The organism is Vibrio sp. S234-5, assembly GCF_000960595.1.
Lineage (GTDB): Bacteria > Pseudomonadota > Gammaproteobacteria > Enterobacterales > Vibrionaceae > Vibrio.
On the sequence record NZ_JZAM01000195.1, the window covers coordinates 127,967 to 149,022 of the forward strand.

The 21,056-nt window shown below is 42.4% G+C and carries 16 protein-coding genes and 1 pseudogene; 4 read left to right on the plus strand and 13 right to left on the minus strand.

Annotated features, from left to right (window positions below):
• Positions 1–110: 110 nt before the first annotated feature.
• From UF06_RS09760 to UF06_RS09785, 6 genes are all read right to left on the minus strand, one after another.
• Positions 111–1,637 carry an RHS repeat-associated core domain-containing protein gene (locus UF06_RS09760; protein WP_052702544.1) on the minus strand — a complete coding sequence of 509 codons (1,527 nt, stop codon included), beginning with the start codon at positions 1,635–1,637 and terminating at the stop codon, positions 111–113.
• A gap of 15 nt (positions 1,638–1,652) precedes the next feature.
• Positions 1,653–5,459 carry an RHS repeat protein gene (locus UF06_RS09765; protein WP_045570273.1) on the minus strand — a complete coding sequence of 1,269 codons (3,807 nt, stop codon included), beginning with the start codon at positions 5,457–5,459 and terminating at the stop codon, positions 1,653–1,655.
• 136 nt (positions 5,460–5,595) lie between these two features.
• Positions 5,596–6,810, minus strand: a complete 1,215-nt coding sequence (locus UF06_RS09770; protein WP_045570274.1) for a hypothetical protein — start codon at positions 6,808–6,810, stop codon at positions 5,596–5,598.
• A gap of 121 nt (positions 6,811–6,931) precedes the next feature.
• Complete coding sequence (locus UF06_RS09775; RefSeq protein ID WP_045570275.1) at positions 6,932–7,372, minus strand: hypothetical protein; 441 nt, start codon at positions 7,370–7,372, stop codon at positions 6,932–6,934.
• Between the two features lie 342 nt (positions 7,373–7,714).
• A complete protein-coding gene (locus tag UF06_RS09780) occupies positions 7,715–8,500 on the minus strand; it encodes an NPP1 family protein (protein WP_045570276.1) in 786 nt (261 codons plus the stop codon).
• 684 nt (positions 8,501–9,184) lie between these two features.
• Positions 9,185–9,382, minus strand: coding sequence for a hypothetical protein (locus tag UF06_RS09785; protein ID WP_045570277.1), 198 nt, complete (start codon positions 9,380–9,382; stop codon positions 9,185–9,187).
• Positions 9,383–9,667: 285 nt separating this feature from the next.
• On the opposite strand from UF06_RS09785, the pseudogene UF06_RS26005 reads away from it, so the two are divergent.
• Positions 9,668–10,139 (plus strand): annotated as a pseudogene (locus UF06_RS26005) (IS6 family transposase); the annotation flags it as partial.
• Positions 10,140–10,867: 728 nt separating this feature from the next.
• Here the strand turns inward: UF06_RS26005 and UF06_RS09800 are convergent.
• The 5 genes from UF06_RS09800 to UF06_RS09815 all read right to left on the minus strand — a co-directional run bounded on the left by UF06_RS09800 (position 10,868) and on the right by UF06_RS09815 (position 16,510).
• On the minus strand, positions 10,868–12,772 hold the full coding sequence (locus UF06_RS09800; RefSeq protein ID WP_082069667.1) for a DUF1566 domain-containing protein: 1,905 nt from the start codon (positions 12,770–12,772) through the stop codon (positions 10,868–10,870).
• A 37-nt stretch (positions 12,773–12,809) separates the two neighbouring features.
• Entirely contained in the window at positions 12,810–13,928 is a 1,119-nt protein-coding gene (locus UF06_RS09805) for an outer membrane beta-barrel protein (RefSeq protein WP_045570300.1), read from the minus strand.
• Between the two features lie 182 nt (positions 13,929–14,110).
• Positions 14,111–14,266 (minus strand): hypothetical protein, encoded by a 156-nt coding sequence (locus tag UF06_RS26835; protein WP_171816724.1) that lies wholly within the window; start codon positions 14,264–14,266, stop codon positions 14,111–14,113.
• 572 nt (positions 14,267–14,838) lie between these two features.
• Entirely contained in the window at positions 14,839–15,723 is an 885-nt protein-coding gene (locus UF06_RS09810) for a dihydrodipicolinate synthase family protein (protein WP_045570280.1), read from the minus strand.
• A gap of 10 nt (positions 15,724–15,733) precedes the next feature.
• The gene (locus UF06_RS09815) at positions 15,734–16,510 is read right to left on the minus strand and encodes an aldolase (protein WP_045570281.1); all 777 of its coding nucleotides are present in this window, start codon (positions 16,508–16,510) and stop codon (positions 15,734–15,736) included.
• Positions 16,511–16,650: 140 nt separating this feature from the next.
• Here UF06_RS09815 and UF06_RS09820 point away from each other — a divergent pair, with 140 nt between their 5' ends.
• The 3 genes from UF06_RS09820 to UF06_RS09830 all read left to right on the plus strand — a co-directional run bounded on the left by UF06_RS09820 (position 16,651) and on the right by UF06_RS09830 (position 18,849).
• On the plus strand, positions 16,651–18,084 hold the full coding sequence (locus UF06_RS09820) for a PLP-dependent aminotransferase family protein (RefSeq protein ID WP_045570282.1): 1,434 nt from the start codon (positions 16,651–16,653) through the stop codon (positions 18,082–18,084).
• Entirely contained in the window at positions 18,050–18,487 is a 438-nt protein-coding gene (locus UF06_RS09825) for a hypothetical protein (RefSeq protein ID WP_139046322.1), read from the plus strand. The genes UF06_RS09820 and UF06_RS09825 overlap by 35 nt, the downstream gene beginning before the upstream one ends.
• A gap of 74 nt (positions 18,488–18,561) precedes the next feature.
• A complete protein-coding gene (locus UF06_RS09830; protein ID WP_045570284.1) occupies positions 18,562–18,849 on the plus strand; it encodes a hypothetical protein in 288 nt (95 codons plus the stop codon).
• A 125-nt stretch (positions 18,850–18,974) separates the two neighbouring features.
• Here the strand turns inward: UF06_RS09830 and UF06_RS09835 are convergent, their stop codons facing one another.
• A complete protein-coding gene (locus UF06_RS09835) occupies positions 18,975–19,433 on the minus strand; it encodes a hypothetical protein (protein WP_045570285.1) in 459 nt (152 codons plus the stop codon).
• A gap of 678 nt (positions 19,434–20,111) precedes the next feature.
• Positions 20,112–20,936, minus strand: a complete 825-nt coding sequence (locus tag UF06_RS09840) for a hypothetical protein (protein ID WP_045570286.1) — start codon at positions 20,934–20,936, stop codon at positions 20,112–20,114.
• Positions 20,937–21,056: the final 120 nt, after the last annotated feature.

Below are 21,056 nucleotides of genomic sequence, written 5' to 3' on the forward strand. Positions count from 1 at the left end.
TCTCAGTGGGTGCCATAAGTGAAGCACAAAGCCGCATTGCTTCTATGCTTACGCCACTGCATCAAGCAATCAAAGCCAGCATACAATCTTCGCCACTGGTATAGCATCTATTATTCATCTCTAGCGTAAAATGCTTCTTCGTGTAAGGGCAAGTGCGAGTTGAGTGCCCAACTGCCTTTATAGCCGATGCGAACGGTGCGAAAGCCTTCTTTAAGAAAATTCAGATGCCCCTCTTTATGAGCCAGTTGCCTACGATTGAGACCAGCCATAACGCCATGGTTAAAAACAGTTATTGTACTTGACGTTCTATTTGCACTATCACTTTGGCCATAGTAACCAACGACAGCTAAATTAGTCGCTGTACTTTCTAAAGCATTAACACCAATGTTAGTGAATCGATTTATTTTGTTATCGAGATCGTTGATGCCGAGATTATTACTCCGAAGGGTAAGTCTATAACTGTGCCTTGATTTCATTGAGTTGAGGTTGTAAGAACTACTGACCCTTGAGATTTTTAAACTGGTTAAGCCCGCACTCATCAAGGACAAAGCATCGGCCACGACACCGTACCAAAGAGTTGCCTGGACAATTTTTGTGGCTGTAATCGGGTTGGAGGACGCGATTCCGCTGCCAGTTGCCGATGCTATTTGTGAAATAACGCCTAGTGAAGCGGTACTACGACTGATGCTTCCGGCTACTCTAGCTGCCACTGAGCTTGTTGAGATAGGAATAAACGCCGCCGTCAAAAAAAATGCCGCCGCAAAAACGTTGTAGGCAATATTTTCAGCAAACATTGCGGTTTCTTGGTCTGCGCCCGCAGCCAGAGCGATAGCCCCAACACTCGATCTAACGGCTTCTGCAGTACCCGACGCCAAAGAGGTGTAAATAGCGGCCTTGGTGCCAACAGCAGCCCATGAACCGAGCGTTGCCGCTGTAGAGCCGGAGGCGCCTCCAACTAAACTGGTTACCGTGGTTGCCGTACCGACCGCAGCCGCTACTGAAGAAACCGCACTGGTGACCGCAGACACGCACGCCGAAACCATAGAAACCAATGATGAAACAAAGGCAATAATGGCAGCAACAATCCCTTGTCCAGATGGGTCACCCATACCAACAGGATTATTCATTGCAAAAGCATACCCATTCGCACCACCAATGCCAAAAGGAGAAGCAATACGATCATACTGGCAAAAACGGCGTAGAACAGGGCTATACCACCGATAACCCTGCCCCAATGGATATAAGCCAGTGAATAAATCGAGACGTTCACCTTGGAACCCCAGCGGATTGGTTTGTAGAATGTTCGAGATCAATGAGTGTGTTTCTGGCTTCACTAAAGCGTACACACTGCGTAAAGGGACGAGAGATCCGCATAGCAAAAGAAAACTATTTCTTACAAATTCCCTTCGGGATAAAGCCACAAGCGGGTTATTGACGGGGGAATTGTTGGTGAGAATCCATTTATCGTTATACGAGTTGGTAATAATCGTATCGTGCTTTGCTTTCGATATGTCTAATGGTTTGCCATTGTGGTCAACGAACTCTATTTTTGCACAGTATAGTGTTGTCTCATTTTTTTCGATAGCATAAGTACAATCTAAAAGAGAGATGTCGGAATGTCGAAGTTCTTCTTTCATTTTTCTTTCCTTATTTCATAATGAGATGATGGGGTTATATTTAAAACCAAACGGAGTATAGATATGGTGTATATCTTCAAACTCATCAAAACTGAATTCTGATATTATACTTCCACTTTTATCCGTTGCTAGAAATTGGGGACTTGTAGTACCATCATGGTGGTACAAACGTAATATTGGTTTGTTCACATAGCGAAGATAACTAGTCGCTATGTCACCATTGATTTCATTGACTAGTTGATCTCCTCGATATAAATAATAAATTGAACCATCATCGACAGTGTGCTGGCAAATTAATTGACCTTCAGCATTATAAGAATAAGATGATATTATTTCATTTGATTTATTTTTAACTAATACCAAGTGTTCATTATCATCATAAATGTACAATCGCTGCTGTTCATCAATAATTATGTTACCTTGTTCGTCATAAGCAATACTCACGGAATCGATTTCTGGATGGCTGTGTTCAATTCTACTTAATTGAGTAGGATCATCTGGATTTTCATAGAAATAGCTCTCAACGTCTTGATCTCCATCGATAAATATGGTGGTAACCGTCTCAATATTATCGAGAAAATCATAGGTGAAAATTTGAGTATGAAACGGGAACCCGCTAGCATTTTTGGGATGCTCAACCCCTGATGCATTATAGCGAATAAGTCGATTTTTTTTATCGTAATCAAACTCCTCACTTAATAACACTACCCCCTCTCTGGATTTTTCTTTCAAAATTATTCTGTCTGAAATATCGTATTCGATTGCAATAGAATAGATTATTATACCTGAACTAATTACAATCCGATTAATCTCTCTAGAAAAATCATCAAAATAGATATAATGCTCCAATCGGTTGATTGTCGGTTTATCGCAGCAATAACAGGATTGATATGACAACCTATTATAATTATCATATTCAAAAGTCGTAATATACTTAGTGTCTTTCACAATTTTTTCTATCTCGATAAGACTCCCATTTTCATCATAGTTGTAACGTTCAATATTCCCTAAGTAATCAGAATAAATTAATAGTTTCCCTAGCAAAGAATAAACGTACGATGACTCATACTGCTTCCCATCAATAATCCTTATTTCTTGAACAACTCTTCCTTGCTTGTCATACTCATAAATATTCTTGCTAATTCCATTATCACTGGTGATTAGTTTGCTAGTGGTCGGGTGGTAATCAAAAGTTTGCTCAATCGAAATAGTAAATGCTCGGATATTTTTTTTCAGCAGTGGATCATAAACGAAAGACCATACACATTCTTTTGCGGTTATCATTCGGCTAGGATTGATTTGGCACCCATCATATGAATAATGAGTCTTTCTTCCTGCTTGTGTCTCTGAGACTATCCTTTGTAATCCATCATAAACGCGTTCCCCTACCACTTTTCCGGATACGCTTATCTCAGTAATTAATTGGTTGAGTGAATAAGGTGAATAACATACCGATTTTACTATACCGTTAGGGTCTGTCACTGAGAGGCTTCTGCCCAAAGCGTCATAAGTATAATATGAAGAAAATCCGAATGGATCGGTTGCTTTTATCGTTTGACCATGGCTGTCATAGTATCTTTTACTGATAGAGTACTGAACACCCTGAGCAGTAAATCGAGATTCTTCTAATGGCTTACCATTGATATCGTTCAAAATAATCTCATATGATAGCCCTTCGATTCCTGTTTTTGATGTTAATTTCACAGGGTTAAACTCACTGATTAATACATTTCCACTCGGTCTAATAGTCATACTTAGTTCACCAAATAAATCGTAATAATAATGAGTTGAATACTCCATAGGGTGGTCACCAAACCAATCACGCTCAATGGAATGATCAACCTCACCATTTTCATTATAATGAATTTCTTCAATAATCTTAACTTTCCCAGAGTTATCTTCTGAGAGGTGACATAATTGCCGCCCCATTCCATCGTAAATAAATTTTTGTTTATGCCCTTGAGAACCAGTAATTAGTAAGCTGTTTCCGTCCGAACTATAATCGTAGTCAAATTCTTTTATACTGTATTTTTCTGTGTCTGGCGCAACCACGATAGATGTGTATTGCCCGTTTTCGTTATAGGTATAACGTGTGATTAATCCATCGTGATCGACCCTATATATAAGATTACCGGAGTAGATGTTTTGTGCTTCTGATTTTGTAGCGCACTGACCATCGAACCCGGTCATGGTAATATGAGTTATCCGCTCATTGTTATTTAAATCATAAGAAAAAGACAGAATGCCGCACAGCTCATCATTCAAAGATATCTCTATGTTTGATACCAAACCACAGGTTCTTGGTTGATTGGGGTCGTCAAAGTAATGATTCTTTGTTGTTTCACCGTGGGAAGTATTCATTTCGCTTTCTGCGATATATGAACAATCATTTAGATTGCTAACCAAAGAGTACTTATACTTCTTCCAAAGTATATTTTCCCCATGAGTGTTGCTTACGGGATGTGTTTCGACGCTTTTTAAATAGCAAATGAATTGGTAAGGATGTGCAGGGCATTGATTTTGTTCTCCTTCGCAAGGGTAATATTCAAAAAATGATGTTGTCCCGTCCTTATCACATTCAAATATACAGTTTCCATAGTCATCAAAACCATATTCAGAAACTTCTGTTCTCTGTCTACCATCAAGATGGAAAGTAATCGATTCTTTCTTTTTATAAGAATAATTATTTGGTTGTTCATCTATACCTTGTGTAAGGTCGGCATAGTATTCTAAGTCAATTTCTTTATATAGAACTCCATTCCTAAAATATTTTTCCGACTCCAACAAATGATATTTATTATATACTCTTTCAATAATGTGAGAACCATTCATTACCTCTTGGCTAGAATATCTATAGTCAGACGCTGTATAGAAAAGCACATCAACACCATCTTCCCATAATAAATTACTCCCATAGCCAAGATAGTTTTTCAATGAATATTCATATTCATAAACAGTCTTAGGCTGTTCAGAGCCTGGGTAAAGTGTATGCCTTTTCACATTTGGAATAAAATTAAAGTTGTTTTTTTTATTAGGTAAAAGGTGTCCTTCGTAGCTATATTCTATAGTCTCAACAAGCCCTGAATAATGTTTAACTTGTATAATTGCGTAATTACCCAGTTTGTCAATATACTTGTAATCAATCGTCGTCTTTAAATTACTGCTATTAACCATAGAGATAGAAGTCAGTATTCTTCCATATCCGTGTGATATTTTGCTGAGCAAGTAATTTCTTTTATAAATGTCATTTTCAGCCACACTATTAATTATGGTGTAGTATTTATTGCTCCAATGATCGATTGTAATACTGTGGCCAAATTGATCAGAAATCTTACTCAAAGATAGCAAACCATTCAAATATCTATAATAGAAAAATATCGCATGCCCTAAGTTTGAAACGGTTTTAATGAGCTTTCCGGATTCATAGTCTATATATTCTACTTTTCCATCTATATAAACTACTTTTATCTCTCTTTCGTTTTCTACTAAAAATGCTCTAACATCTTTAGTTTTTCTGTGGAGGATAATAAGTTCGTTGGATTCCTTACTGAGTACGGTTTCAAAAGTTCTTCCAGAACTTAATGACAATTTTCTGCTAATTTTGTCATAAGATGACATACTTATTGACCAGCCTAAACCAAACCCTTCATCAACTTTGTTGAGATAATTGTGGCTAATGGTTAATTTAAAATTTGGCCCTGATAGTTTATTCGATAATAGTTCTCCTAGGGTAAAACTAATCGAGTAACTCCCTGTGCGAGGATCAACTCCTGAATCAACAAACTCCGAAAAGTTGAATGCATTGCTTACGATGTTTTCCATTTTAGTTATCCTATTATTTTCTCACAACGTAACCTAAACATGTTATCTTTAGTACTAAGTTATGAAGTCACAACAGTTTTTGGTGCATTGAAAAAATAGAGTTATACTTAGAGATTTTATACAAGGAGATTTTTATTTAAATAACATCCGAAATCTTAAACCTGTGCTGAGTTCCCCACTTATCCAGTATGACTATTTCTTGGTCTCTATTTTTTATTTTATCTAATATAGATTCGGAAAGTTTTTTTAAGCAGTTAGTAGAGTTGGCTTGTAAAAAATTGCGCTCAGGGGGAAAGTAGCAACCGCCATATGTATTATTGTAAACACCACCATCTACAACCCATATGGTATCATAAGTAGAACCTTGCATATTATATGGTATAGTTACAACATTAAGAATATGGGTAAACCCTCGAGTAAGAGTATTTATTTTAGAAGATACTGATTTTAGATTTAGTTCAAGTTTTCTCCCTAAAGTGAGATACTTAAAATTATTCAAATTTGGTAAAGCAAAGTGATATGTTTCATTATCAATCCAATATGCGGCTGTCTTCTCGCCAGCAAAATTAACCTTATATTCATCGTATATTAATAGCGGCTCTTCATCGGGGCTATCTATGTAAATAGCATGAATAAAACCTTCTAGTTCATTGGGTGCTAATATTGCTTTTAAAGATGAGAAATGTTGAAGATTATTTACTTCTTCAATATCATCTGCATCAATCAAATCAGAAGAGGAGAATTGGTTGCTTGGAATTACGCTCGGGGTGATGGAGCTTACCGTGATCGTTGGCTCGCTATACTCACAACTTGTGTCAATGACGCCACTCTTTAATGTCACTTCTGCGCAAATGTCAACTGTTTGAACAACATCTGAGGAAAGGTAAAGCGTCTGTGAATGTGTGACGGTAAGGGGAAGAGTCTCATAGTTATATTCAATACTTTGAAGTGCCTTACTGTTATATTGAATACTTTGATCTGCCTTGCTGCGCAGCTCTCTTGATTGCGCAAATGGGTTACCTTGTGTTGTTTTAATAAAGGCATTTGGAAGTGCGTATTTTCCGTGAATACTATAGTATTCGTCAGATTGTCCAAGAGGAGAACGATATAACCATCCTAACTCTTGGATATCTTTTTTGTCTTGCTTACGGATTAATTTTATCCATTCAATTTCTTCTCCTTCATCGAGATCAACGTTAACAAAAATTTCTATCTGATTGTTACCATTTGAAAATATCTGTCCACGATCGGATCCAGATAAACTAATTGAAAAATCCTTAATAACATCAGAATAAGAATAAGATAGTGAAGAAAATAGCAGGGCTATTAGTAGTACAATTGATTTTCTCATGATATGAGACCTCTAAAAATTTTTTAAAAAATTAAAAGGTTTGATAATCAATTTATAAATATCAAACCCTTAATTTTACCAAACATCAAAGATTGATTTTTACGGTTTCTAGCTGATGATGTTAATCAATGTTTGGTACAGTAATTCGAACGGCAGAAACTTTACCATTTAATCCGTTATCTTCATGATAAATTACCTCAACAGATTCATCGGAAAAGCTTTCCTCAAAAGTACCAATTACTTTACCTTCTATAATGTCTTGTATCACATTAATTGTTAGGTAATCATCATTACTGGACATCTTCGGATCATCATAAATCTTGATTATGGTGCCAGCTGGTGCATCTCTAATGATTAAAGATCTAGCTTCATCATTAGTACAGTCATTTTTTTTAAAATAAAAATCTTCCTTATTACCAGGCAATACGCTCAAATTACACACTGTGTCCTGCTGACCTTGCGATCCTTCATAAAACTCAAATTCCGGAACAATAAAAGCACTTGCATGAGCAGAAATCACGGACATCAAGATTACTGTGGTTATTTTATTATTTAATTTCATTGCTATTTCCTCTAATTTTAAAACTAATGATTCACTTTTAAGGTCATCTAGTATAGCCAATTGGATAATATCTTAGATATTTATAAAAACTAGCAGACACAGAATTTCTAATGATCTCAATATTTACCAAATCAGCAAAATTAAATTTTTCACCTGCTAATTATAAATTTATATTCCCCTCCATTTCATAGGATATATATGCTATAAATTCTCTCATTATTTTTTAAGAATTTATGTGTTTCAAAAAAATTATGATTATTGATAAAATTCAGCCGGGGCTAGATAAATATCATAGCTGGCCTGCGATCTCCCTGAAAAACTCCACTTTGTCTACGTGCATTTCTAGTCAGATCTTTCAATACTATATTTTGTAAACGAAGGGTAACCATATGGTTTTCCTTTATTTAGGTTAGTCATGAAGTTTACATCTTTCATAGGAATCGTTGCCTTGCCATAATCAAAATCATTCAATAATTGCCGCATCGAACTATTACTTATTCCATTTCCCTTCATCTGAGACCAAGTTGTAATTATTGGGGTTACCCAATAACCATAACCGTTTTCTGCAGTTTCACTTTGACGAGCAAATCTGAAAGCGTGTGTTCCCACACCATCTTTATGATATACAAATTTGACGTGGTCACCTTCTCGCGCTGTCTGGGTAATTGGCTTTGTGTTTAACTTTCCGTGGGCACTGTAACTGGCGTGAGTAATAACTCCATTTTTCGTCCAGATAGCAACATGCTCCCAATCGTGTCGATGTCCAAAAAGATCTCTATATGCTGTAACCTGGTCTTTTTCAAAATATAAGCTGTAGAAATGGCCACAATAGCTGTTACCTTGTGAATCTAGGCACGCATAACGATGTAAAGTGTTTGAAGAACTCAGAAAATCCCTTGCTCGACAACCTGTGGTTATCCCTCCAGTGACATTTAGCCCACGATTTTGTTGTCCATATTTACTAATTCCTGCTGAGGGATAACAACTGTCATTGTCAAAATCAAACATCGGTTCCTGACCTTTGATATTGACCTTTGTTGGTAATGCTTGTTCTAAATGAGTAAATACCTCTGAATGAACGGGTAATATTGTCGTATTTAGCAGTAAAAAATATAGCGTTTTTTTCATTATATGTTTCCTTACATAACAAAACCTATTATTTTAGCCATCTATCCTTCAATACCGCAGTATTTCTGATGACGGAGGGGGATAAAATGATATTATTTATCCAGGCCTAAGTTAATTGTAACTGTTCACCCGCGAGGTATCGACAGTGAATCAGGACTTTGCATTGGCGACAACTTTAGCATTAAGTGCTACCCAGGCGGATCTGTAGCAACCAATTTCAACGTAATTCACTAAACTGTACAGACCATGCGATAACACAAGGTGCTCTCGGTGAACAGTTACGGTTAATTAACACAATGAATTTTTACTCTCACTAATCAGTAATTTTATCGTGCCATTTTCTACTACAGGATAAATATATTTATCATCAGTACCATCAACCCCATCTTTGTCATGTACGCATGATATTTTTGCATTTCTATAATTCCCTTTTTCTATATATATTAAATCCTTGTTATCTGTTCCTCCTGGGGCGTATTCAAGTCGGAACTTGGAAGGTATTGTTTTCCAACCAACTAAAGGATAATATTTTTGGTATGATTTTTCGTATGTGACTGTGATGTCATCATTTCTATCACCATCATTAAGATCAATACAGTCAAAATTTTTTGAACTATATGTCAGAGTTCTATCATCGCCCCAGGGAATAAACTCAAAAACAGCACCATTATTCTTTGTGATATATTAAGATCCTATAGATTTGTCACCACATCCACTATCATATACTTTTATTTTTATATCACCTCCAGAATCTGGGCTATCCCAGTAAACTTTCATTGTAGATACATTTTCAAGATTAACTGTTTTACTTCCTGCAACAGCAGACCCTGAAGTCAGTATTAGTAAGGTTGCCGCCATTGCTATTACTTTGGATTCTTTCATATTTATAATTCCCTATTCTACGGTAACAATAGTAAAGTTTTAGATATTATTTATAAATCATAAAAATGTATTCATATCAATATCGTTAATTTTATAAATCACGTTCAAAACGAACCTGCGCTTAATATATAATTTCATAATTTCAGTTTTACCAACACTATTATTGAAACGTAGCGATTCATGTTTTTTCGGTAGGAATTTCGGCTGTTTTGAGGTTCTGTCGCAAACTTTGAAGCTTTAGGTTACTATTTGCTCAATGTCCACTTCTTAACACTTTGAATATTAATGTTTAAAGGTTGCCATTACCCTTCTGAAGTTATTCTTGACACTGACCGTTATTATCTCGCTTACAATATGAGTTATCGCGAGATCAAAGAAATTCAACGCGAAAGAGGCGTTCTCGTTGACCACGCCACTATTAATTAATCGTTGGGTGCTTAATCGTTGGGTGCTGAAATTTACGCCCATCCTCGAACACCATCTTAGACGCAAGAAAAAGGCGGTGTCTGGATCGTGGCGGATGGACGAAACCTACATCAAAATCAAAGGTGAGTGGTGGTACTGCTATCGAGCAGTCGATAAGTTTGGGGATGTCATTGACTATTACCTCTGCGCCAATCGCGAGGAGGCCGCCGCTAGAGCCTTTCTGAATAAGGCGATTGCCCAGAATGGTTTACCTGAGAAAGTGGTGATTGATGGCAGCCATGCTAACCATTTCGCACTGGAAGCGATGAATGTTCAGCTTTGGCTGACCGGTTATTTTATGCGGTGTTTGATAGAGAGCGAGGAAAAGAAAGGGACTAGGGAAAGAAGGGACGAGATTGCTAGGGGCGAGGGGACGAGGAACTCAGGGACGAGATTGCTAGGGACGAGGAAGAGCAAAGCGGCCCGCTCTTAACTGCTCTTCCTGCTCTTCCTGCTCTTCCTGCTCTTCCTGCTCTTCCTGCTCTTCCTGCTCTTCCTGCTCTTCCTGCTCTTCCTGCTCTTCCTGCTCTTCCTGCTCTTCCTGCTCTTCCTGCTCTTCCTAGTACCTAGTACCTAGTACCTAGTTCCTAGCACCCAGAAACCTAGCACCTTGCGACTCCCTTCCCTAAGAACCTGACACGCACGAAGCGTTAACGTTGTAGTTCGACGGGTAACTCGCGCTCCCATTTGCTGGGTTATCAATTGAACGAAAACGGGCTCTGCGGCGTGGCGCCGAGAGCCCTATCTTATTTCGCAGCCAAATGCCGCCAGTGTTATGCACAAGCTCTCTCGCAAGGTTTGAGTGAATCCCAAGCCAGTGAGAAAGTGGCGGCCTATGGCCTGCGTTGGCAGCAGTGGTGCTGCGCCGGGGTAACGCTGCGGTCGGTATTGCTGGCCAAGCGTTGCCCCGAGGGTTTAACCAATATCTTTGTTTTTTGTCCTGCAAAAAGCGCCCCTTACGGGGCGCAGTGAAAAGCAAAAAAACATAAAAGATAAAGGTTAAACCTTAAACGCTAAACTCTAATAACCTGACACGCACGAGACGTATTGGCTGTAGGCCGGATTACTAGTGTTCATATAGCCGTCTCTCAGGTCCACCCTCCAGAAGTCGGAAGTATTACTGTACGGGGTACTCGAGTAGTAGGCGTAGTTGGCCGGCCAACCCGAAACGCTCCACATGTTGCCCCTGGCGATATATAGGCTCAACAGCTCGTTGTCGGTCGGACGGCGCCAATCCGCTTTCCCACCAAAGTTCATCGCCGCTAAATCTTGACACCAGCGATCAAACTGGCCGTTGACCCCCACACCATTGCCTATCGCCAACTGGTCAAAGCCTGCAAACACGCCGCCAGCAGTGCCATCTGAGCCAGTTTGGGTATGGGTACTGGCGTAAGTTCGCCCGCCATTGGTATCGACACTGCCTGCGGCTTGGGTATAGCCTAACGCTTGCACCATGGCCTCACTCGGCGAGGAGGTAAACCACTGACCTGCATTGTTGGTCGCGATTTTTAAGCATTCCCCTGTCGCATTGGTCTTATCGGCATCATTCAACTGACCGCCACACGCCGCCGCGTTTAAGGTGCTGAAATCGGGCGCGGTAATCGTCATCGTGGTGGTTTTCGTTACCCCTTCAAACGGGCCGTGACCTGTTGCGGTGATGGTTACCACTACGTTGTCGCTGCCTGTTACACCGCTGGTGTCGACCATGCCGTTTTCATCCACCGTTACGCCCGAATCTTCTGGGCTGACTGTCCAGGTGACGTACTCGCTGTCGGTGGTGGTGTAGCTGCTGCCATCCTCAAAGTGGAATTCCGCTTCAACCTTGACTTCGCTGCCTTTCGGCACGTCCAGCGCGCTTTCGTGACTTGTCGTGCCATCCACCGTGGTCACCACTTGCGTTGCGCCACCATCCACCGCTGAGGCCGTCAGGGTAAAGTCTTTTTGCATGCCCGTGACGCCCGCAAACAGACCGCCTGCATCAAAGTTCGCCACCACGGTGATATGCGGGTCACTCTGCGTTAAGCCCAACGTCTCTGTCGTCATCTCGGTGCTCCCCTTCCCTTCCGCACCCACACTAAGCCCGTTTTCCTGTGGGTCCAACTGCCAAGTGATGTTCCCCGCATCCGCCATATCGGCACTGCTGATGATTACCCCAGGCTGCTCCTCTAGCTCAAACTCCACCGTCGCTTGGTTGCTCAGGTTGAGGTTCACGCTCTCGTGCTCCAGCATCAGCGCCACGCTATTGGCGTTCACTGTGCCCTGCGCTACGCTCACCGCCACCTCGCCCGACACCGTGTCGCTTTGCGCCGTCATGGTGGTGCTGCCGACCCCTTGCGAGGCCACCGCTACCGACTCAATATTACCGTCGTACCCCTCGCTCGGGCCCTCAACCGTCGCGATGGCTTCATCCCCAGAGGTCCAATCCAGTAAGCCGGTGATGTTTTTACTCTGACCATTGTCAAACGTGCCCGTCGCCGTCAGCTCGCCGCCCAGTGGTTTGTACAGCGTCAGTGGGTCTGGCGACACCGTGATGCTGCTCAGCTGAGCGCCGTTTTCATCTATCGAGCCCTTTTCCGCCGGAGAGACGTACAAACCATCACAGTCCGGGGTGTGGTCTTCGCCCGCTTCACACACGCCGTTCCCGTTACCGTTACCATTGCCACCGTTGGACCCATAGCCACAGTCTTCTGAGCCCTCTTCCTCCGGTAGCGTACAAAAACCATCACAATCTTCCGTGCCTTCTTCGCCTACTGCACAAAAACCGTTAAACATCGGCGGGTTGCCGCCACCGCCATTGCCATTGCCTATCCCCTGATTGGGCAAACCACTGTCTTCGCCACCACACGCCATCAGCAGCAAGCTCATCATCAAGGGCGCGACTTTCATCGCGTGTTTCTTCTTCATTTTAAATTGCGTTCTTTTCATAAAATAGGTCCTACATCGATTGCGCAGTAAAGTGCGCTTATTCTTGGTCACTGCGCGTGCTGTGACTGCTCATCGCTTCCGGAGAGACAATCTCCACTCGGCGGTTTTGCGCTCGGCCGCTCACCGTGTCGTTACTCGCCACCGGCAGGCTCTCGCCATAACCGACCACGCGGGTGATGCGCTCTGGGTCTACCCCTTTGCTGATGAGGTAGTTGGCCACCGATTGCGCGCGCTGCTCAGACAGGCGCTGGTTAAGCGTGTCACTGCCTTTCGAATCGGTGTGGCCGCTGATTTCCACTACCGTCTCGGGGTACTGTTTTAAGCGCGCCAACAGCGGTTGCAGTTGCAGCATCAGCGACGGGCTTAAGGTGGTGCTGCCCGTTTCAAACAGCGCTTCACCAAAGGCGCTGCTCACCACTTGGGTGTAAGTCTCAATCACTTGTGGCTCTGGCTCGGCCACAGTTTCCATCACTGGCTCGGGTTCGCTCATCACCACCTCGTCCACCGGACGCACGTCCATCGGCTCACTCATCGCCGTTTGCGCTGCGCCGCCAAAGCGGTAATCCAGCCCCACGCCGATAAAGTGAATGTCGGAGCCGCCCGTCTTCTCACCGCCCACTTCGTTGAAGTACTGGTACTCCAAGCGCGTGTTCCAGTGCTCGGTCAAGCGGTACTCCACCCCCGCGCCCAGCATCAGGGAGCTGCCGTCTTCTTCTTGGTTCACGCTGCCAAGGCCCGGCTCACTGCCGCTTTTCTCCACTTGCCACAGCAAGGTGCCCGCTTTGGCAAACAGACCCGCGCGCTCAGTCAGCGCGTAATCCGCTTTCAGACCCAGCTCAATGCCTTGTACCGTGGCGTCGTAATGCGCCACCTCGCCCGGCTTCATCAGCGCCGAGTAATCGGCTTTCGATTTGCCAAGGGAGTCGTAACCCACTTCCACTGCCAGCCAGTCCAGCGCTTGGTAACCGCCATACACGCCAACGTCTTCGCTTTGATCTTCGCAGTCCCGGATGTTCGACCCACACTCGTCGGAAAATTGGGTCAAACCCGCTTTGCCGCCGACGTAAAATTCGCCCACTTGGTTGCTGGCCAGCGCCATTGATGCCTGACCCGCCAGCACAAGCCCTACCCACAGGGCTAAAGTCTGTTTTTTCATTCTCATCTGTTTTTTCATTCGTCACTGCCTCTTGCTTGACTGGGTTGCACTCAGGCCAAACCGCCCTTGGCAACCGGTGTTGTTTTCCAGGTGCGATGTCCGTCGTGGAACCTCGCAGAAGTAAAGAAAAGTGATGAACGCTCCTCTTGGTTACTGGGTTATGTGTTGTGATGGTGACTGTGTCATTTGCCATGACCGCTGCCGCTAGCATTAGGGACACCGTTTTCCGATTCAACGAAACAGCGCGTTTCCTCCGCTTTGACCCAAAGCCCACCCATCATGACCAAACGCTGACCGGCTTCTGCTACCACCAAGCATTGATGGGGTAATGGCCTCACTCGCTGTTCGATGGGTGCATTGTATGGATATTGGAAGAGCAGGAAATGAGGAGGGTTTTAAAGCGGGCAGCCGAGCGACGTTTATTATTTTATTAATGGGAAAAGGGGGGAGGAAGAGCAGGGACTAGGAAGAGAAGGTGTTAGGTGCTAGGAAAATAAGGGACTAGGAAGAGAAGGTGTTAGGTGCTAGGAAAATAAGGGACTAGGAAGAGCGGAAGAGAGGGTCCTGTGGTTGAGATCGGCGTTATGAATCAGCAATGCCTTAATCGACGTATCGGGAGTTGGGAGGAATTGCATCGGGAGCTTAAAGCTTAGGAGAGTATGCGCAATGCAGCGAAAGCATCCATCGAATGGTTGTTTGATGTAGACAAAGCCCGGAAAAAACTTCACCGGGCTTATGATGAACTAACCATTCAAAACTAAATGGAAAGGGGACTAGGTGATAAATTCAGTATGCCACTCACAATAAGCGCTTAACGAATTCAGGTAGCATACCGCTTAGTATGCTACCCAATGGAGTCGATAACTATGTCGAAAATTGTGGGGCCTGACCTCTTAAACTCGGTCACGAATTACTCGGGTAAAATCTGCTTTAATAAACGGCTTAACGTGGCAATTTCCTGTTCGTTAGCTGCTGTTAAAGGCTTACGGGGCTGGCCCACTTCAACACCTTTTAAGGCCAAACCAGCTTTGACTGTTTTAGGCAGTCCACCGGACACAATAAAGCTCAACAGCGGCAACTGACGGTAAAAGTTTTCTTTAGCAGCCTGAAGGTCGCCTGCCTGAATATGGCTAAACAACTCTTTTGGCAACATACCCAGTAAATTAGGTGCTGCAGTGCACCAACCGCTGGCTCCGGCACATAAAGCCTCCAGAGCTAATGGATTACTGCCATTGTAAAAAGGCAGTTCGCCAGAGGAAAGCTGATGGATTTTGTGCATCCGCTGAATATCACCTGTACTTTCCTTCACCATAGTGATTTGAGGTATGCCTCTGAACATTTTTACAATTAGCTCAGGTGACATATCCACGCCACTGGTCGCCGGATTGTTATAAATCATAACGGGTAAAGAAACTTCAGCGGCAATAGCCTTGTAGTAGCCAAAAATCTCATCATCTGTCAGTTTCCAATAAGAAACAGGGATCACCATAATGGCATCAGCGCCAATTTCCTCAGCAAAACGGGCTTTGTGAATCGCCTGCTCTGTCGTCAGCTCAGAAATACCTATGATTACAGGAACACACCCAGCGACAACCTGCACCGAGTGCTGCGCTACCTGTTGCCACTCGGCAAAACTCAGATAAGCACTTTCGCCTGTGCTGCCTAAGGGAGCTATTGCATCGCAACCGTTTTGCAGCAACAGCTCGATGTTGTGTGCTAATTTATTCAGATCTGGCTGAGTACCATCTTTAGTAAAAGGGGTGATTGGGTAAGCAATAATACCGGTTAATTTCATGTTAATTTTCTCAGATTGATTCAGGGTGGGACTTCAGTGCCTTTCTGGCGTAATAGGCAAAATTGACTTTGCTGCGACGGTCTGTCGATAACCAGTCATGAGCTTCCTGTGCCAAAGCCGCAGGCAGCGGCTGCACCTGACCTGCGGCCATGGCCAACAATTGTAAACGGGCGGCGCGTTCAATCATAAGTGCAAGGTTGCATGCCTCTTCAATGGTTTTGCCAACAACTAACTGACCATGATGGGCCAGTAAAAGAGCTCTTTTATTGCCCAGTGCATCGGAAATAATGATGCCTTCTTCATTCCCTACAGGAACGCCAGGCCACTCACCTAAAAAGGCGCAGTCATCAAATAAACTACAGGTATCCATTTGTCCCACCATCAGCGGAACTCTAAGCATAGAAAGTGCCGCGACATGAGTGGGGTGAGTATGAATAATGCAATTCACTTCAGGGTGTTGCTGATAAATCCAGGTATGAAATCTGTTGGCAGGGTTTGGCATTGCCTGTTGATCGATAGGTTCCAGATCCTGGTTGACTTCGATCAAGTTGTCCGCAGTGATTTCATCAAAACCCAAGCCAAATCGCTGGGTGATAAAAGTATTACCAGCTGAAGTACGGGCTGTAATTTGCCCCGCTAAGCCCGCATCATGACCGTGGTCATATAAAATTCTGCAAGTTAAAGCGAGTTTTTGTTTGTCGTTAAACTGGCCTTGATTCAGTAACTCATCCATTTGCTGTTGTGCATTGAACATTAATTGCTGTTTATCTAAATGTGCTGTTTTCATCATGGTCTACCTTTGGGTCTGGACTTCGATTGACTGCCGCTAATGTTAGATAGATTCTGGACCATTAATAACATCCAGTTTTATAATCAGTAATGGTCCAGATTAATATCCCTGATGGCAGCTGAGTGTGGAGAATTAAGATGCTACGTCCCTGGCAAACGCAGTTATGGCTGGATAACAGCACAGGTAACACTATTCACGCCCGGCTGGTGAATAAGCTGATTGAGGACATCTTAACGGGCCGACTGGAAGCCGGAGCTTTGTTACCAGGTTCCCGCTCTTTAGCCACAGTGCTGGGGCTGAACCGAAAAACAGTGCAAATAGCCTATGACGAATTGATTGCGCAGGGCTGGCTTGTTACCCAAGCAAAACGCGGAACTTTTGTGTCCGATCGTCTACCCGAGCAACGTATGTCTGAACAATACCAGTACTTGCTTGCTGGCTCAGCCAAACCGGTCATCGACCATGCTGAGGCTGAGCCCCTTTCGAGAAAAGAGAACCCATCCTGCAATGATGGTATTCCGGATGCCCGTCTTATTCCTTATGAGCTGTTGGCGCGGGCGTACCGAAGGGCATTGATTGCTGCCAGCCGAAAGCAATATTTGGGCTATGGCGATCCACAGGGCACTATCGAATTGCGTCATGCCTTACAACGGATGCTGATACAGGAACGCTATCTGAACCTTAGCTCCGCGCAAATTTGCACTGTGCGTGGCAGTCAGATGGCTATTTACCTGGCCTCCCGTGTACTTAAGCCGTCCGATGGAGTGATGGTATTTGAAGAGCTGACTTATGCACCGGCATTGGCCGCTTTTGAAGAAGCTGGATTTACCATACTACGCTGCAAAACAGATCAGCAGGGGCTGGATATTACGCATTTACAGCAACTAATCGCAGGCCGGAAAGTGGCTGCAATTTACACTACACCCCATCATCATTATCCAACCACTGTCACTATGGTGATGGAGCGGCGTTTGCTGTTGCTGCAACTGTCGACCCAACATGATTTTTATATAGTGGAAGACGATTATGACCACGAGTTTCATTTTGACAGCAGGCCTATACCGCCGCTTGCCAGCTTGCCAGGGGCAGATCGGGTGCTGCATATAGGTTCTTTATCCAAGGTCTTTGCACCAGGTTTACGGATCGGTTATTTGGTTGCCAGTGCAGCGTTTGTCGAAAAAGTTGTACAACAAATTTTAATGATTGACCGTCAGGGCAATACTTTAACGGAGCTGGCTTTAGCAGAACTACTCCAGTCGGGAGAAGTGAAACGTCACATTCGTAAATGTAAAAAAATCTATAAAACACGTCGGGATCACTGTGTTAATGAGCTTAAAAGGCTTTTTGGTGATAGAGTGCGTTTTCATATTCCGGCTGGAGGGCTGGCATTCTGGCTGGAGTTGGGTACTCAACCGCAGTTTGATTTGGCAGAGTTAGCCACAGAGCCGCACTTTTTTGTTGATAAACAACGATGCTTTGTCCGGTTTGGTTTTGGCTCCTTCACAGAGCAGGAAATAACAGCAGAGCTGACCCGCCTTGATTGGTTACTGTTTCCTCGCTCCCATTCCTGAACATAAGTTTAATTGGAAACAAATTGGCGTTGGTGTTGGTGTTGGCTTTATGACTGGTGGGGTGGGGATTACCGCTGCGGCCCCAAAAGCTGCGAGCCAACTGGGCCTTGCTGTAGTAAAGGCTGCAACGACCGAATTTGCCTCCGTGCCGATTTCCACCATCGCCGCCCTCTCCCAGCAACCTAATGCCAGCAAAGGGTTACAAATCGCCGGCAAAGTCCTCAACGGTGCATTCTCCATTTTGGGCTTGGCTTACGGTGTGCAAAATGTCGCAAGGATCGCAAAGGTCATCCGCAAAAGCGCGTTGTTTCGAGCTTTCGCCGCAAAAACTTTGCCAGCTATAACGTCACAAAAGGAGACTTCGATACACATAAATCTCTCTCTCATGATCAAGTCGTTTTAAGGGGCATAAGTTCACTATCTTCTATCGCCAGCACAACGTCATCCTTGGTGGCAGCCACACAAACGGAATTAGGAATGAACGCTGAAAAGAGCAATCTCGCATCAAAAATTCTGCATTTTACTGGTGCGGCAACTGGCTATTTAGGATCACAATCGCTGAAAGTGAGCCAACAGTTTCGATCTGATCCGATCGCTTTTAGCGCCAGTCGATTTTCTGATTTTCCCCACCTAGCCGGTTTGATTGGCTTACTCGCGACAGAGCCAGGCAGCGATGAGGCAAGCTTTTTCAATACACTCACTTTACTCTTTATGGTCAATTCAACGGGGACATTAAAAGTGCAAAATCACCTAAAAGAGCGTTAGCCTGAAGCCTGATTCATCTTCGGTTTAATAAAACAGATCAATTGGTTTAATGAAACAGGTCAATAGAAACTGTTTCTATTGACCTGTTTTTGATCTGTTTTGTGGAAAATAGTGATTAAAGCTGCCTATTCCTCCGAGTTATCCTCTGGCATCTGAATTTTCACACTGGAAACCTTGCCCTTAAGTCCATTTTTTCTAAAATATTCTATCGATACACTGCCATTGAAATCATTCATTTCAAAATCGCCGACAATGTAGTTTTCAATAATATCTTCTTCAACGGTTATCACTGTATAATCATCGTTGGTTGAACTATTGGGATCATCGTATATAGTGATCACCGTGCCAAAAGGGATTTGACTCAATACTAATGAACTGGCTTCATCATTTTCACAACTGTAAGTATCCTTCTTAAAATTAATCGTTTCATTTTTTGCCACTATCGAACAAACAAGATCTTGCGTAGCATATTTACCCTCATAGAACTTCAGTGTGGGCTGAATCGGTTCTGCCTGAGTAGAGAATGAGCCAAGAAGTAGAATTGAACCAGCCAATTTCATTGCTATTTTACCGGAATATTTCATTGTTCAGTCCTTTTATATATTAACATATTATATATTAAACTTGTGTTATAGACGCTCAGAAACATGCTAAATACGCTATTTAATGGATCCAATCAGAACTTAATTCCACTCATCACCTTTTAAGGTTACATCGCATATTTTCTGTTCATTGGTAAGGAAAATTTGCTTCTTCATCTTTTCATAATACAAAAAGAGCCATTTGGATATTAATAAACTCTCTCTATATTAATTTAAAGTGTAATCGCTTGTGTTCATCATTTAGTGATAAAAGTTTCCCTAGCCGATTTAGATCATATCTAACTTCAAAAAAAATTACTGAAACAGAGTGTTTAAATTAATAGTTTTTAAAACACCATGTTTCATTTAAATATAAAAACACAATATTAGTTATCTAACAAAAAATTAATGCAACTTATGAAACATTAAAGCTAAAATCTAGACGATTCATCTGGTCGCAACAGTGTCGGCGATACACCTTATGTAGCTACATGCATTAAGATAGAGAACAATTTAGTAGTCGCGAAAGAAGCGGTCCCGTTGATAGGAGCCGCTTTTACAAATAAGAATAGAAATAAGAAATCCCATTCTAAAAACTTCCATTCGATAGCCAACTTTTTACAAAATAAACTCTTCACAGGGGTAAAATCTCTGAAAAATAAAAATCCAGTAGAGAAAATACTATTGAATTGGCTCAATCAATACTTGATTTTCCCCATCACCTTCTAAAGTTAGATAGAATGTTTTTTTATCTTCTGATAAAGAAGTTTTAATAAATAGTTGTTCAGGATTACCGCAAACACCATCTATATCTAAATGGCTATGGAATATGCCTTTAGAAAAATCAATCACGTTTACTTCAAAAGTGCTTACATTATTATCACTATCAAAGCTTCTATCCCTATATATTATTGCATTTTCACCAGACCAATAGAAATCAAATTCATTGCCAGAAGCTGTACTGAAATCACTACTATGGCATAGATCGATCTGCTGTAATGTACCTTTGTTTCCACTTCCATTTATAGTATAAAAATAAGGCGACTTGGCTTCGTAATCTATCCTTACTATATCATTTTCTTTAGTGAAATAGAGATCTCGACCTGTAACACGGACTCGGTTGTATTCATTCAGTCCTTGATAAGACTGGTTTTGAAAAATTATCTTTTCAATCTTGCTTGGATCAAAGTACTGATCAGCTTCCGCTAAGCCAATTTCAACAAAGAATGACTTCCCTAATTTTCCAGGCTTTATTGATAATGCATCGACAAATGTATTAAGCTCTGGGTTTATATAGTCTACAGTATCGTTTAATTGAACATTATTTGGTTCAAAATCAATAATAGGCCGATGCATTAAGTGACCTTCTTTAGCCTTATAAAACAAATTCATGTTATTACTATCCCTCTGAAAATACAGGACATCACGATTACTCGCAACATCGACCACTTCGTTGGGCGTATAATTCTTTGAACTACCATCCAGACCAATTGATACAACCGTCATTCCGCAGCTAATTCCAGAATTTAAATAGTGTGATCTGGCGATCAGTTTTTCATAAAAACCACGACACCATCTTGACCGCGATCGACAGTTTTGATCTATTACTGCTATTTGACGGTCTCA